Source organism: Streptomyces sp. NPDC003036, from assembly GCF_040611175.1.
Classification (GTDB): Bacteria; Actinomycetota; Actinomycetes; order Streptomycetales; family Streptomycetaceae; genus Streptomyces.
This window is the reverse complement of sequence record NZ_JBEXNO010000003.1, coordinates 212,325-227,374: the sequence shown is the minus strand read 5'-3', so window position 1 is coordinate 227,374 and position 15,050 is coordinate 212,325. Positions and strand designations below refer to the sequence as shown.

9 protein-coding genes are annotated in these 15,050 nt (G+C 72.2%); 2 read left to right on the top strand and 7 right to left on the bottom strand.

Features of this window, described 5'->3' with window-relative positions; translation table 11 throughout:
- Window positions 1–8 precede the first annotated feature (8 nt).
- Together ABZX67_RS03965 and ABZX67_RS03960 are read right to left on the bottom strand one after the other, a co-directional pair.
- A complete protein-coding gene (locus tag ABZX67_RS03965; protein WP_355354019.1) occupies window positions 9–377 on the bottom strand; it encodes a DUF6086 family protein in 369 nt (122 codons plus the stop codon).
- Entirely contained in the window at window positions 374–7,618 is a 7,245-nt protein-coding gene (locus tag ABZX67_RS03960) for a hypothetical protein (RefSeq protein ID WP_355354016.1), read from the bottom strand. Before ABZX67_RS03960 ends, ABZX67_RS03965 begins: the two co-directional genes overlap by 4 nt.
- Window positions 7,619–7,957: 339 nt before the next feature.
- On the opposite strand from ABZX67_RS03960, the gene coaA reads away from it, so the two are divergent.
- Window positions 7,958–8,968, top strand: a complete 1,011-nt coding sequence (gene coaA / locus ABZX67_RS03955; protein ID WP_355354013.1) for a type I pantothenate kinase — start codon at window positions 7,958–7,960, stop codon at window positions 8,966–8,968.
- Window positions 8,969–9,025: 57 nt separating this feature from the next.
- Window positions 9,026–9,964, top strand: a complete 939-nt coding sequence (locus tag ABZX67_RS03950) for a DUF389 domain-containing protein (RefSeq protein WP_355354010.1) — start codon at window positions 9,026–9,028, stop codon at window positions 9,962–9,964.
- Between the two features lie 64 nt (window positions 9,965–10,028).
- Here ABZX67_RS03950 and glmM read toward each other — a convergent pair whose 3' ends face one another.
- From glmM to ABZX67_RS03925, 5 genes are all read right to left on the bottom strand, one after another.
- Window positions 10,029–11,387: a phosphoglucosamine mutase gene (gene glmM, locus ABZX67_RS03945; RefSeq protein ID WP_355354007.1), complete on the bottom strand. Its 1,359-nt coding sequence runs from the start codon at window positions 11,385–11,387 to the stop codon at window positions 10,029–10,031.
- 112 nt (window positions 11,388–11,499) lie between these two features.
- Window positions 11,500–12,018, bottom strand: a complete 519-nt coding sequence (gene rpsI / locus ABZX67_RS03940; RefSeq protein WP_031076704.1) for a 30S ribosomal protein S9 — start codon at window positions 12,016–12,018, stop codon at window positions 11,500–11,502.
- A 42-nt stretch (window positions 12,019–12,060) separates the two neighbouring features.
- Window positions 12,061–12,504, bottom strand: coding sequence for a 50S ribosomal protein L13 (gene rplM / locus ABZX67_RS03935; RefSeq protein WP_031076703.1), 444 nt, complete (start codon window positions 12,502–12,504; stop codon window positions 12,061–12,063).
- A gap of 238 nt (window positions 12,505–12,742) precedes the next feature.
- The gene (locus ABZX67_RS03930; RefSeq protein ID WP_355354003.1) at window positions 12,743–14,005 is read right to left on the bottom strand and encodes an ATP-grasp domain-containing protein; all 1,263 of its coding nucleotides are present in this window, start codon (window positions 14,003–14,005) and stop codon (window positions 12,743–12,745) included.
- Window positions 14,006–14,059: 54 nt separating this feature from the next.
- Complete coding sequence (locus tag ABZX67_RS03925; protein WP_355354000.1) at window positions 14,060–15,022, bottom strand: quinone oxidoreductase; 963 nt, start codon at window positions 15,020–15,022, stop codon at window positions 14,060–14,062.
- Between the last annotated feature and the right edge of the window lie 28 nt (window positions 15,023–15,050).

Sequence of the window (15,050 nt, the reverse complement as noted above, 5' to 3'; positions counted from 1 at the left end):
GCTTCCCGCTAGTCCGGCGGTGCGAGCATGGGCAGCTTCCGCGCCCTCACCTCTTCGAGGTAACCGCTCTCCTCCGGCGTACGGGCGGTGATTCCCAGATTCCCTCGGTCCGCCATGGCGATGAGGATGGGAAGGATCCCGTCCAGCATCATGCTCTTGTACATGTGCAGGCTCTGCGCCCGTTCGGCGAGAACCCGCTGCACGAAAGCGGCGAACTCCCCGGGATCGATTTCGACCATTCCCATGAGGTCGTCCCCGACTCCGGACGGGACACGGTATTCCTCCGAAAGCGTCTTCACCGTTCCCAGGAAGATGCGCGCGACGGAATTGGCCGGGCCCCAGATCGTGTCGTCACCGATGTCGAAGGTATAGCTCATGACGGCCAGTCTAGGCGGATGTCCACGTCCGGATGGATCGCTTTGAGTTCCTTCATGCGCTGGGCGACAAGGTCCTTGAGGCCCGGGTTGATCTCCAGGATCGCAGGATCCTCGAAGCGGATTCCGATGGGCGCGTCCTCGTAGCCCGCGAGCAGGGGGCGAGCCGTCTTGTAGCCCTTGATCTTCTTTCCGACGTGCTTGTCCACCCACTTCTGCAGCTGTTCCTGCGTCAGCTTCCGCGCGGTCACGGTCTTGTTCTCCCAGAGCACGCCGCCCCGCACGAGATCGATGTCGGTGATCGTGTTGGAGAGGTCGTTCGGGTCGTCGATCTGGATCTCGGTGTCACCCTCCTTCAGGTGATACCTCATGTCGGAGCCGAGGCGCTTGCGCCCCAAGTGCCCGTCGAGAACCTCGACCTCGTCGCAATCGAGCGGATCGCCGGCCGAGGTCGCCGACGAGAAGCCCATCGTGGACAGGCCGGACGTGCCCGAGGACCTGGCGCCCGGGACGGTGAGGCAGTCCGGTGAGCGGTCCGGCTTGGGCTCCGGCTCCTTCTTGAAGTTCTCGATGACCTTCCGGAGCCGGTCGATGGTCTTCTTGCCCCATTCGGCCCGCGAGAAGAACTTCGAGACGCCCGAGACCACGGTCGCGATCGCCTTGGCCACCGCGGGCAGCTTGCCCACGACCACGACCAGGCTGGCGACGTTGACCAGGCTCCACAGGCAGCTCTCTACGTCGCCCTCGCCGAAGCAGCGCTTCAGGTCGTTGACCCCGATGAGCTCCAGGAGCACGTCGGCGCCGTTGGCCTTGATCCAGTCGACGACGGTCTGCGACACCGCGGCGTACGCGGCCTTGTAGTCGTCGACGCACCGCTGGCCGCACGCCTCCAGGAGGATGGCCTGCTCCTCGGCGGTCAGCGGGATACCGGGATCGAAGAGAACACCCTTGTCACCCGACTCCATCGCCCGCTTGCGCTCTTCCTCCTGGCGCTTGCGCTCCTCCTCCTCGGCGCGGGTGGCCGCGGCGTCCGCCTGGGTGGCGGACTCCCGCGCGTTGGCCGCCGCGGACTCCGCGCGGACGGCGTCGTTCTCCGACACCGTCGCGATGCGGTCGGCCGCGTTGGCGTCCGTCTGGGCGTCGTCGGCCGCGGTACGGGCGCTCGCCGCGTCCCGTTCCGCCTCGGTGGCCTCCCGGTCTGCCGCGGCCGCGTCGGTGGACGCCTCGTTGGCGGCGAACGACGCGTAGACGGCGTCCGTACCCGCCTGCATGGCGTAGCCGTCGGCCCGCTTGGCCGCGGCCTGGGCGGCCTTGGCCGCCTCCTCCGCCGCCGCCGCGGCGGCCTGGGCGCGCTGCACGGCGCGTGCCGCACGCTCCGCGTCCTTGGCCGCCGCCGCGGCCGCCTCGGCCGCCAGCTTGGCATCGGCCGCCGCCTGCTCGGCGAGGCGCTGGGCCTCGGCCGAGTACGCGGCCGCTTGGGCCGCCTTGGCCTCGGCCGCCGCCGCCTGTTGCTGCGACAGGGTCAGCGCGCCCTGGCCGGTGAGCACGGCGAAGGCCGCCGACGCGTCGGTCTCCTGGTAAGGAGTTCCGATGGCAATGGCTTCCGTGGCCGGCTTGACGACCTGGGTCGCGGTGTCACGTGCCGCGCTCGCCGCCTGGGCGGTGGCGTAGGCGTAGCCGGCCGTCTTGGCCGCCCACTGGGCGGTCTTGACCGCCTCGCTCTGGGCCGCCGCCGCCTCCTGCTTCGCTACGGCCGCCGCGGCGGACGCCTTCTTGGAGTCCTCCTCTGCCTGCTTCGCGTTCAGCGCCGCGGCCTCGGAGGCGTCGATGGCGACGGCCGCCGCCGAGTGGGCGGCAGCCGCCGACCCCTGAGCGGTGTAGTACGCGGACCAGGCGTTGTCCGCGGCCTTCTGGGAGTTGGCAGCGGCGACCTTCGCCTCGGTGGCCGCCGCTCGCGCGTTGATGGCCGCCTGGGACGCCTCGTTCGCCGCCGTACGGGCCGCCTTGGCGGCGGAAGCCGCCTCGTTCGCCGCCGTACGGGCTTCGGTCGCGGCCGTACGGGTCTCCCCGGCGGCTTCCGTGCCCTCGGCCGCTGCCGCGGCCGCTTCCAGGGCCGCGGCCCTGGAGTCCGTGGTGCGCTGGTGCTTCTCGGCCTCGACGGCTCGGTCCCGCGCGTCCGCGGCGTCCAGTTCGGCCCGCTCGGCCGCGGCCCGCTTCGAGGCCGCCGTGCCGCCCGCCGTGGTGGCGTCGTTCAGCGCGTTACCGGCCCGGGTCCGTTCGGTCTGGGCCCGGTCCTCGGCAGCCCCCGCCTTGTTGCGCTCGGACTCGGCGGTCGATCGAGCGGCGGCGGCCTTGGCGCGCTCCAGCTCGGCGACGGCCCGCTGGTTCTGCGCCGTGGCCGCGGCCGCCTTGGCCTCCTGCTCCTCCTTCTCCGCGGTGGTCCGGGCCTGCTGGGCGATCTTCAGGTTCGCCTCGGCCTCGGCCGCTTGCTTGTCGGCGCTGTCCGCCGCGGCCTTCGCCTGGGCGGCGGCCTCCTGGGCGGCGATCCGGCGGAACTCGGTGTTGAGCGCGTGCGCCTGGGTCTGCGCCAGGGCCAGCAGGGTCTGGGACGTCGCGACCGTGGCGTTCGTCGCGTTCAGCGCCGTCTCGGTCGCCTTCGCGGCGGCCGTGGCGGCCGCGCCCGAGGCGCGGGCGACCTGGACCGACTGCTGGGCGTACATCAGGCCACGGCCGCGCGGGACGCCGGCCGCGTCCGCGATGGCCCAGGCCTCCTGCTGGGCCGTGACCGCGCGCTGGGCGGCGGCGTTGGCCAGACCGGCCTGCGACTTGGCGGTGGTGAGCAGGGCCTGGACCTTGCCTCGGGCCTTCGCCAGGTCCGTATTGGCCCGGTCGAAGAGGGCCTGCTTCGGCTTGAAGATGCTGTCCGGGTCGTTCTTGAGCTGGTCGTGCCAGTACTTCTGCCAGCGCAGGATCTGGTCGGCGAGCCAGGCCTGGCCGATGGCCTCGACCATGGTGTCCGCGGCGGAGCGGGTCGCGGCGGCGGCGTCGGCCTCCGCCCGCATGATGACCGCGCGCGGGGCGGCCTGACCGGCGTACTCCGCCTCCCATTCGGCCGAGGCCTGGGAGACGGCCTCGCTCAGGGCGTTGCGCGGGTCGACCGGGTCCTGGTGGTTGCAGGAGGCCCAGGCCTGCTTGAGGTTCTCGACCTCGATGCGGAACGCCGCCGAGCCCTCGGCGACCTTCCCGGCGGGGAAGCCGCCGTGCCGCAGATAGGTGGCGATGTCCGCGGAGGTGGTGCCGCCGGCGAAGCGGGTCTGGTTCAGGTTCCAGTCCCGCAGCATGGAGTCCGCCGCGAAATCGTGCCAGGGGTCCTTGCCCCGGTTCTGCTCGGTGATCTGGCGGGCCTTGGCGATCGCCTCCGGGCTGGCATTGGTGTGCGCGTCCCAGCCGAGACGGTCGGCCAGCTTCGCCTGCGTGGAGAGGGTGAAGCCGAGGATGTCGGCGCCGAACTCCGGTGCGTGCAGCGTGATCCCGTCGTCGAACGAGCTCATCGCGTACGGGTGGTTGGCGTCCTCCAGGAGGGCCCGGCGAGCCGCGACGGCGTCCAGATAGGCGTAACCCGCCTCCCGGTCCTGGTCGCTGGCCTGCCCCAGGGGCATCAACCCGATCCAGCCCATGTCGCCGACGACGGCGTGCAGCTGGTCGTTGGTACCGGCCAGGCCCTCGATGGCCTTGGCCTTCATTTTCGCGCCGCCCGCGTGCAGGGCGACACCGGCGACACAGCGCTCCAGGCGCGGGGTGCTGCGGACGTCACGGATGACGGCGGTCAGCTCGTTGAGCCGGCGCAGGGCGTTGTCGGCGTCGACGAAGATCTGCCGCATGCCGGTGGAGACCTTCTCGATCGCCTGGGCGAGCGCGGGCATACGGCCCACGATCACGGCGGACGACGGGATGTCGACGAGCGCCCAGAGGCACTCCTCGACGTCCGACGCGGCCAGGCACTGCTTGACCTTGGCGGGGTCGAGCTGCTCGAAGAGAATCTGCCCGCCGTTGGCGCCGGCCCACTCGACGACGTTCACGGAGACGGCGGCGATGCCCTTGCGGTAGTCGTCGACGCAGGCCTGGCCGCAGGCGTCGAGGAGGATCTTCTCCTCGCGCTCACCCAGCACCGGCCAGTTGTTCGCGCCGCCCTTGATGGGCGTGGTGCCCTCGGCGAGCGCCGTCTTGTGCGCGGCCTCGTTCTTCTCGCGCTGCTCCTGCTCGGCCTTCTTCGCGGCCTCCTCGGCGGCGGTGCTGTGGCCCTGCGCGTTGCCCGCGTTCGTCTCGGCGGTCTTGGCCTCCTGTTCGGCCGTGGACGCCTTGCCTGCCGCGTCCTTGGCCGCTTCGCCGGCCCGGCCGGCCTTCTCGTTGGCCTCCGCGGCGTGCCGTTCGGCGTCGGTGGCCTCGCGGTCCGCCTCAAGGGCGACGCTGTTCGTCTCGTCCGCTACGAGGCGGGCGCTGGCGGCGTCGTTCCCGGCCTGCTGGGCGTGGTCCGCGGCGGTGTCGGCGGCGGCCTTGGCGCCCTGCTGGGCGCCGGCGGCCTCGGCCGCGGACGCCTGGGCGCGGGTCACGGCCTCGACGGCGCGGACCGAGTCCGCGGCGGCGCGGGCGGCGGCCTCGGCGGCGAGCTTCGCGTCGCCGGTGGCCTGGGCGGCGGCCTGCTGTGCGGCCTCGGCGGCGGCGGCCGCCTCGACGGCCTTGGCCTCGGCGGCGGCGGCCTGCTGTTCGGCGATCGTCTTCGACGACTGGCCGACGAGCACGGCGAACGCGGCGGCGCTGTCCTTCTCCTGGTAGGCGCTGCCGACGACGACGGCTTCACTGCCGGCGGCGACCGCCTCCTTGGCGCTGTCGCGGGCGGCGAGCGCGGCCTGGCCGGCGGCGTAGGCGCGGCCGACCACGGTCGCGGCCGACTTCACCGCCTCCGCGGCGCCGGTCCCGGCGGCGACGGCCTCCTGCTGGGCCTTCTTGGCGAGCTCGGTGGCGTTCGCCGATGCCGTGGCGGCGAGGTCCGCGCGGGTCGCGGCGTCCTGTGACGCGTCCAGGGCGGTGGCCGCGGCGGCGTGCGCGGCGGAGGCGGCGCTGAGGGAGGTGTGGTACGCCGACCACGCGCTGCTCGCGTTGGCCTCGGCGCGCTTGGCGGCGCCCTCCGCCGTGGTGGCGGCGGCGCGGGCGGCGACGGCGGCCGTGGTGGCCTCGTCCGCGGCGGTCTGGGCGGCGGTCGCGGCCTCGGCGGCCTGGTTCGCGGCCGTACGGGCGGTGGTGGCCGCCGCGCGGGTCTCGGCGGCGGCGGCGGTGCCCTCGGCGGCGGCGGCCGCGGCTTCGAGGGCGGCGGCGCGGGCCGCTGTGGCCTGCCGCGTCTGGAGGGCGGCGATCGCCTTCTCGCGCGCGGTCTGCGCGGCCTTCGCCTTCTCGTCGGCGACCTTGCGCTTGGCCGTCGCGTCCGTGGTCGCGGTCTTCGCGGCCGTGTCGGCACCCTTGGCCGCCGTCTGCTGAGTGGCGGCCCGCTGCTCGGCTTCCTGCGCCTTGGCACGCTCGGCGGCGGCCTTGGCCCGGGAGGCGACGGCGGTGGCCTGCTCCGCCTGGGCCTTGGCGCGCTCGGCGGCGGCGGTGGCGGCGGCGGTCTTGGCCTTGTCGCGCTTCTGCTCGGCCGTGGTCTGCGCGTTCTTGGCCGTGGTCGCGCTCGCGGCGGCGGCCGTGGCGTTGGCCTCGGCGCTGTCGGCGGCGGCCTTCGCCTGGGCGGCGGCCTCCTCCGCGGCGACGCGGCGGAACTCCGTGCTGATCGCGTGCGACTGGGTCTGCGCCTTGGCGAGCAGCGCGTCCGCGTCGGCGATGGTTGCGTTGGCGGCACCGAGCGCGGTCTCGGTCGCCTTGGCCGCGGCCGCCGCGGCGGCGCTGGAGGCGCGGGCGACCTGGACCGACTGCTGCGCGTACATCAGACCGCGGCCGCGCGGCACGTGGGTGGTGTCGGCGACGGCCCAGGCTTCCTGCTGGGCGGTCGCGGCCTTCTGGGCCGCGGTGGCGGCCGAGGCGGCGTGCCCCTTCGCCGAGGTGACCAGGGCCGCCACGTTGGCGCGGTAGCGGGCGAGGTCGGCCGCGGCCTGGTCGTACATCGCCTGGTCGGGCTTCTCGAAGATGGTGTCGGGATCCTGGGCGAGGTGGTCCTGCCAGTACTTCTGCCAGGTCAGGATCTGCTCGACGAGCCAGGCCTGGCCGATGGCCTCGACCATGTTGTCGGCGGCGGCCCGCGTCGCGGCGTAGGCGTCGGCCTCCGCCTGGATGATGGTGGCGCGCTGGGGGGCCTGTCCGGCGTACTCCAGCTCCCACTCGACCATCGCGGCCATGACCGGCTCGTTGAGCTTGCGCCACACGTCGACCGGGTTCTGGTAGTCGCACGCGGCCCAGGCCTGCTTCAGATCCTCGACCTCGACGCGGTACGCGGCGGAGTCCTTGGCAGGGGCCTCGAGCGCGAAGCCGCCGCGCCGCAGGTAGGACGCGATATCGCTGGAGGTCGTACCGCCCGAGTAGCGGGTGTTGTTGACCTCGCTGTCCATCAGCATGGAGTGGGCGGCGGAGTCGTTCCAGTGGTCCTTGCCACGGTTTTCCTCGGCGATGGCCTTGGCGCGGGCCACGGCCTCCGGGCTGGGGTTGCTGTGACCGTCCCAGCCGAGGCGCCAGGCGAGTTCCTTCTGCGTGACGACGGTGAAGTTGGTGACGTCTTCGCCGAACGCCGGTGCGTGCCACTCCATGTCGTCGCTGGCCCATGCGGATTCGACATAGGGCTTGTTGGCGGTGTTGAGCCCGTTGGTGCGGGCCGTGGCAGCGTCGAGGTAGGCGCTGCCCGCCTCCTCATCGGCGTCCTTGGCTTGGCCGAGGGGGCCGTAGCCGATCCAGCCGACGCTCCCGACGACGTCGCGGAGCTGCTGGTCGGTGCCGGTCAGCCCCTCGATGGCCTTGGCCTTCATCTGGGGGCCGCCGACGTGCAGCGCGACTCCGGCCAGACAGCGGTCGAGACGCCGCTGCTGACCAATGGTGTTGCGGTCGAAACCCGTGTCCTCCTCGGGCGCCGTCTCCGCCGCGGCGGGCACGGCCTGGATCAGTCCCAGCAGGACCGCGGACGCGGTCGTCAGCGCCGTCGCGCTGATGGCCCCGGTCAGTGTGGACCGGAGGCGACGCCGGCGTCTGCCGACGTCTCGGAACAGTGACATGGTCTGCCCTGCAATCTCGCGATCGTCCGGCAGCCCAGCCATGGGCATGACAGCAGGCCCACCCCGGCACAGCGCAGTGCCGGTGTGCTCGCCCCTCCCACGAGTCGGCACTGCCGCTTACGTCGCGACCATGTCACAACAGGCCCTGCAAATGAAGGTCACATAATCTTCACCAAGTGGGCACGGAGTCCTAGCGACGGACAAACGGAACCGCCTCTTGATCATGTTGTTACCCGCCGTAAGACACCCGCCCGGCGGCGCCGGACCGCGCTCGGCGCGTGACCGACCCCACCCCCCGCAGAGGCCCCCCAGCGGCCCTCCAGCCCCGACAATGGCCAGGTGATCACCTCGCCGTCCCGAAGTGCCACCGCGCCCCGGAGCGCCTCCGCCCAGCGCCGCGCGGAGGCCACGCCGTACGTCGACCTCACCCGCGAGGAGTGGAGCGCGCTGCGGGACAAGACGCCGCTGCCGCTGACCGCCGAGGAGGTCGAGCGGCTGCGCGGACTGGGCGACGTCATCGACCTCGACGAGGTGCGCGACATCTACCTGCCGCTCTCCCGGCTGCTCAACCTCTACGTCGGCGCCACCGCCAACCTGCGCGGCGCCCTCAACACCTTCCTCGGCGACGCCGGCGAGCGCGGCTCCCAGCGCGGCACGCCCTTCGTCATAGGGGTCGCGGGCTCCGTCGCCGTCGGCAAGTCGACCGTCGCCCGGCTCCTCCAGGCGCTGCTCGCCCGCTGGCCGGAGCACCCGCGCGTCGAGCTGGTCACCACGGACGGGTTCCTGCTGCCCATGAAGGAGCTCAAGGAGCGGGGCCTGGTGTCGCGGAAGGGCTTCCCCGAGTCGTACGACCGGCGCGCGCTGACGCGCTTCGTCGCCGACATCAAGGCGGGCAAGGACGAGGTGACCGCGCCCGTCTACTCGCACCTCATCTACGACATCGTGCCCGGCGAGCGGCTGACGGTCCGGCGCCCCGACATCCTCATCGTCGAGGGCCTCAACGTGCTGCAGCCCGCGCTGCCCGGCAAGGACGGACGCACGCGGGTCGCCCTCGCCGACTACTTCGACTTCTCGGTGTACGTCGACGCGCGCACCGAGGACATCGAGTCCTGGTACCTGAATCGTTTCCGCAAGCTGCGCGAGACGGCGTTCCAGAACCCGTCGTCGTACTTCCGCAAGTACACCCAGGTGTCGGAGGAGGAGGCGCTCGCGTACGCCCGGACGACCTGGCGGACCATCAACAAGCCGAACCTCCTGGAGAACGTCGCACCGACCCGCGGCCGTGCCACCCTCGTCGTACGCAAGGGCCCGGACCACAAGGTCCAGCGGCTCTCCCTGCGCAAGCTCTGATCCGCAAGCTCCGATCCCCACGCTCAGATCCGCAAGCTCCGAAAGGGACGCGCACCCGTGCTGCATCTCCGCCTGATCGTGCCGACGGACCGCACCGACGACGTGGTGCGCACCATCGAGAAGACGGTCGGCACCACGCACCTCGCCGTCGTCCCCGGCGCGGCCCGCGACCCGGCGGGCGACCTGGTGCTGTGCGACGTGGCGCGCGAGGCCGGGGACGAGCTGATCGCCGACCTGTGCGCGCTCGGCATCGACAAGACGGGCTCGATCGCCGTCGAGGACATCGGCCTGTCGCTGTCCAAGCACGCCGAGAAGGCGGAGGAGGACGCTCCGGGCGAGGGCGCGGACGCCGTGCTGTGGGACCAGCTCCAGGAGGCCACGCACGAGGAGTCCACGCTCTCCGTCACGTACGTGGCGTTCCTGACCCTCGCCACCATGATCGCGGCCTGCGGTGTGGTGCTGGACAACGCCATCCTCATCGTGGGCGCGATGGCCGTCGGCCCGGAGTTCGGCCCGCTGGCCGGCATCTGTACGGCGCTGGTGCGGCGTCGGCCGAACCTGGCGGTGCGGGCGCTGGTGGCCCTGGTGGCGGGATTCGCCATCGCCATGGCGCTGACGGTGGCCTTCAGCCTCGCCATGGACGCCCTCGGGCTGTTCACCGAGACCAAGCTGAACGGCGATCGCCCCAACACCGGCTTCGTCTACGCGCCCGACTGGTTCTCGTTCGTCGTGGGCCTGCTCGCGGGCGCCGCCGGCACGCTGTCGCTCACCTCGGCCAAGTCGGGCGCCCTGGTGGGCGTGGCCATCTCGGTCACCACCGTCCCGGCGGCGGCGAACGCGGCGGTGGCGCTGAGCTACGGGGACTTCGGCCAGACCAAGGGCTCGGTCGAGCAGCTGCTGCTCAACCTGCTGGCGATCCTGCTCGCCGGGACGCTGACGCTGCTGACGCAGAAGTTCTTCTGGGCGCGGGAGCGCCGCCGTACCCAGCGGGCCTGAGGCCCGGGCACGCGAAAGGGGCGCCCCACCGGCGTACCGGCGGAGCGCCCCTCACCACACCTGGCTAGCCGAGCGCGGACTTCACCACGTCCGCGAGCTGCCCCGCGACCGCCCGGGCCTGCTCGATGTCGGCGGCCTCGACCATCACCCGCACCAGCGGCTCGGTGCCCGAGGGACGCAGCAGGACGCGCCCGGTGGAGCCCAGCGCGCGCTCGGCCTCGGCGACGGCGGAGCCCAGCTCGGCGGAGGTCTTCACGCGCGTCTTGTCGACGTCCTTCACATTGATCAGGACCTGCGGCAGGCGCTCCATGACCCCGGCCAGCTCGGCGAGCGACCGCCCCGTGGCCGCGACGCGCGCCGCCAGCAGCAGGCCGGTCAGGGTGCCGTCGCCGGTGGTGGCGTGGTCGAGGACGATGACGTGCCCGGACTGCTCGCCGCCGAGCGCGTACCCGTGCTCCTTCATCGACTCCAGTACGTAGCGGTCGCCGACGGCCGTCTGGACCAGCTGCAGGCCCTCGCGCTCCATGGCGAGCTTGAAGCCCAGGTTCGACATGACGGTGGCGACGACGGTGTTGCCGCGCAGCGTTCCGGCCTCGCGCATGGCGAGCGCCAGCACGGCCAGGATCTGGTCGCCGTCGACCTCCGCGCCGGTGTGGTCCACGGCCAGGCAGCGGTCGGCGTCGCCGTCGTGCGCGATGCCGAAGTCGGCGCCGTGCTCGATCACGGCGGCCTTCAGCAGGTCGAGGTGCGTGGAGCCGCAGCCGTCGTTGATGTTGAGGCCGTCCGGCGTGGCGCCGATGGTGATGACCTCGGCCCCGGCCTGCGTGAACGCCGCCGGGGAGACGCCGGACGCGGCGCCGTGCGCCTCGTCGAGGACGATCTTCAGCCCGTCGAGGCGGTTCGGCAGGACGGACAGCAGGTGGGCGACGTACTGGTCGAAGCCCTCGGTGTAGTCGGCGACGCGGCCGACGCCCGCGCCGGTCGGCCGGTCCCACGGCTCACCGGTGCGGTGCTGCTCGTACACGGCCTCGATGCGGTCCTCCAGCTCGTCGGCCAGCTTGTGGCCGCCGCGCGCGAAGAACTTGATGCCGTTGTCGGGCATGGCGTTGTGGCTGGCGGAGAGCATCACGCCGAGGTCGGCGCCGAGCGCGCCGGTCAGGTACGCGACGGCCGGGGTCGGCAGCACGCCCACCCGCATGACGTCCACGCCCGCGCTGGCGAGGCCGGCCACCACGGCCGCCTCCAGGAACTCTCCCGACGCACGCGGGTCCCGACCGACCACGGCGGTCGGCCGATGTCCTTCAAACGTCCCCGCTTCGGCGAGCACGTGCGCCGCCGCGACCGACAGGCCGAGCGCGAGCTCCGCCGTCAGGTCCGCGTTGGCGACACCGCGCACACCGTCCGTGCCGAAGAGTCGTCCCACAGCTGTCCTCCGAGTTACTCCGAAAAAGCAAGGTGAAGCGTAAAGACGTACGCCCCGGCAGCACGAAAAGGTGCCGCCGGGGCGTACGAATGAGCAGACCGAGCAGGCGTGATTAACGCTTGCTGTACTGCGGGGCCTTGCGGGCCTTCTTCAGACCGGCCTTCTTGCGCTCGACGGCACGGTCGTCGCGGCTCAGGAAGCCGGCCTTCTTCAGCGGGCCGCGGTTGTTGTCCACGTCCGCCTCGTTCAGCGCGCGGGCCACGCCGAGGCGCAGGGCGCCGGCCTGGCCGGAGACGCCGCCACCCGAGATGCGGGCGATGACGTCGTAGCGGTTGTCGAGCTCGAGCACCTTGAAGGGCTCGTTGACTTCCTGCTGGTGCACCTTGTTCGGGAAGTAGTCCTCGAGGGTGCGACCGTTGATCTTCCACTTGCCGGTGCCCGGGACGATCCGGACGCGGGCGATGGCGTTCTTGCGACGGCCCAGGCCGGCGGCCGGCTGCGGCTCGCCGAAGCGGGACGCGAGGGACTCGGAGGTGTACTCACCCTCGACGGGGACCTCGGACTCGAAGGTGGTGACCTCCGCGTAGGTCTCCTCGCCCTCGATGGGGTTCTCAACAGTGGTCTCGGCCACGATGCTCCTCAGATTTCTTTCGTTCTTAGGGGGTGGCCGGAACTACTGCGCGACCTGGGTGATCTCGAACGGGACCGGCTGCTGAGCAGCGTGCGGGTGGTTCTCACCCGCGTAGACCTTCAGCTTCGAGAGCATCTGACGGCCGAGGGAGTTCTTGGGGATCATGCCCTTGATGGCCTTCTCGACGGCCTTCTCGGGGTTCTTGTCCAGCAGCTCGTCGTAACGGACGGAGCGCAGACCACCCGGGTAGCCGGAGTGGCGGTAGGCCATCTTCTGGGTCTTCTTGTTGCCGGACAGGTGGACCTTGTCAGCGTTGATGATGATGACGAAGTCGCCCATGTCCATGTGCGGCGCGTAGACGGGCTTGTGCTTGCCTCGCAGGAGGTTCGCAGCCGTCGTCGCCAGACGCCCCAGGACAACGTCCTGCGCGTCGATGATGTGCCACTGGCGAGTGACATCGCCGGGCTTGGGGCTGTACGTACGCACTTCGTAGCCTTCGCTTCTTCAGTGGATGGAGTCCAGACACACCTGAAGCGATCATGCAGCTGGGGCCCACACTGCCGGGACACCACCCGTATGCGAGCCACTGGTAACTGCTCCAGGGAACCTGCGTAGGGCCCCTTCGCGTGAGAACGACGAAGCCAATACGCATAACGAACCAGAAGAATACTCGTGCGCCCCCGCCGGGGTCAAAACCGCCCCCCACCGCCGGGCCGCGCCCCCCTTACGGAGCCGCGGCCTCCGCCGGCTCCGTGACGAAGCGTACGGACGCCTCCAGCTTCCGGGCCAGGGCCTGCGCCTCCTCCGAGGTGTCCGCGCCGACCGCGATGTGGGCGACGCGGTTGCCGACCGAGCGGTGCTCCTCGATGACGTCGCCCGGGGCCACGGCCAGCTCCGCGTGGATCAGGTTCGGGTGGGCCAGCACCTCGTCCCAGCCCTCGACCGCCACCAGGCGGCCCGGCGGCGGGGTGAGGAAGCGGATCGCGGAGCCGCGCACCGGCTTCAGGGCCGCGGTGTCGACGGGGTTGCCGAGGACGTCGTCGAACACCAGACCGAACCACTCCAGGCCGGGGATGACGTGCGCCAGCATGCGGTGGATCCAGCCGCCCGCGTTGCGCACGTGGATCTCGCCGAGGACGACGCCCCGCTCGGTCCACCACAGCTCCACATGGAACTGCCCGTAGCGCAGCTCCAGCGCGGTGAGGGCGTCGACGACCTGGCGCTCGATCTCCCGGGCGGTGTCCTCGGGGAGGATCGCCGGGATGACGTACTCGATCTCGAAGAAGTTCGGCGGCGGCAGCAGCTCCTTCGAGGTGAGGGCGAGGACGCGCGGCACGCCGTCCACGAAGACGCCCTCCGCGCTGTACTCGGGCCCTTCCACGAATTCCTCGACGATGAAGGAGCCCCGGCCGTCCTCCGGCAGGAAGTCCAGCGCCGCGGCGAGCTCGTCCGGGCCGTCGATCCGGGTGACGCCCTCGCTGCCCATGGCGTCGCGCGGCTTGACCACCCACGGCCCGGTGGACCCGTCGAGGAACGCGCGGGCCTCGGCCTCGTCCGCGCAGACCCGGAAGGCGGGCTGGAGGAAGCCGGCGGCCGCCAGGGCCGCGCGCGCCTCGTCCTTCGTACGCACCCGGTGGACGGCGTGCGGCGGGTTGCCCGGCCGTCCGAGCGCGTCCGCGGCCTCGGCGACCGCCTCCTGCGCCATTTCCCGTACGCCGAAGACGACGTCGAAGCTCTCACCGGCCGCGGCCCGCTCGCGCACCCACGCGGCGGTCGCGCCGGGCACCTCGAAGTCGACGGCCGACGCGGTGTCGGCGAGGGCCGTGATCGCCGGGGTGGCGGCGAGGGTGGCTTCCTGGTTGGTGACGTGTATGCGCAGGCCGCGCTTGCGGGCCTGGCGGATCGCCGTCTCGACGACGTCGACGGCGAGGGTGGCGTTCCCGGCGCCGCCGACGAAGAGAAGCTGGGGGGAGGCCGGCTCGGCCATCTGTGCTCCCGGAGTGGTGATGCGTACGGACTTGGTCAGGTCGGTGGAGGGGGGTCAGAGCGCGAGCAGCAGCTTCCCGGTCGTCTCCCGGCCCTCCAGGAGCCGGTGCGCCTCGGCGGCCCCCCGCAGCGGCAGCGTCGCGTGGAGGTGCGGCGTGAGGACGCCGTCCGCCAGGTGGCCGAAGACGGCGGCGCCCGCGGCGCGCAGCGTCTCGGCGTCGTACACGTGGTCCCGCATGGTGGGGCGGGTGACGAACGCCGAGCCGGCGGCGCGCAGCAGCTCGATGTCGAAGGGCGGTACGGGGCCGCTGGACAGGCCGCACAGCGCGAGCAGGCCGCGCCGGCCGAGGGCGCTCAGGCTGGTGCGGTACGTCGCCGCGCCGACCGAGTCGTACACCACCCGGGCGCCCCGGCCGCCGGTCAGTTCGCGTACGGCGGTGTCGAAGCCGTCGTACCCGATGGCGTGGTGGGCGCCGGCCTCGCGCGCGGCCTTCTCCTTCTCGGGGGTGGAGGTCACCGCGATCACCGTCGCCCCGCGGGCCGCCGCCAGCTGGACGAGGAAGCGCCCGAGCCCGCCGGCCGCCGCCAGCACGACCACCGTGTCGCCCTCGGCGACCGGGTGGGTCTCGTGGGTGAGGTAGTACGCCGCCAGGCCCTGGAGCGTGACGGCGGCCGCCGCGGTCAGGTCGACGCCGTCGGGTACGGGGATGAGCTTGTCCTCGGGGACCACGGTGTATTCGGCGTACGCGCCCAGCTGGGAGGCGTAGGCGACGCGGGCGCCCTCCTCGAAGGCCGTGACGCCCTCGCCGAGGGCCGCGACCACGCCGGCGCCCTCCTGGCCCGGGGTGAAGGGGGGCTCGGCGGGGTAGCTGCCGTTGCGGTAGTAGACGTCGATGAAGTTGACGCCGGCCGCGGTGTTGCGGACCAGGACCTCGCCCCTGCCCGGTACGGGCACCTCGCGCTCCGTGAGGGTGAGTGCGGAGGGTCCGCCGGGGCTGGTGACGGTGATGGACTGCATGCTCGTATCCGCTCCAGGTCGTGCTGTG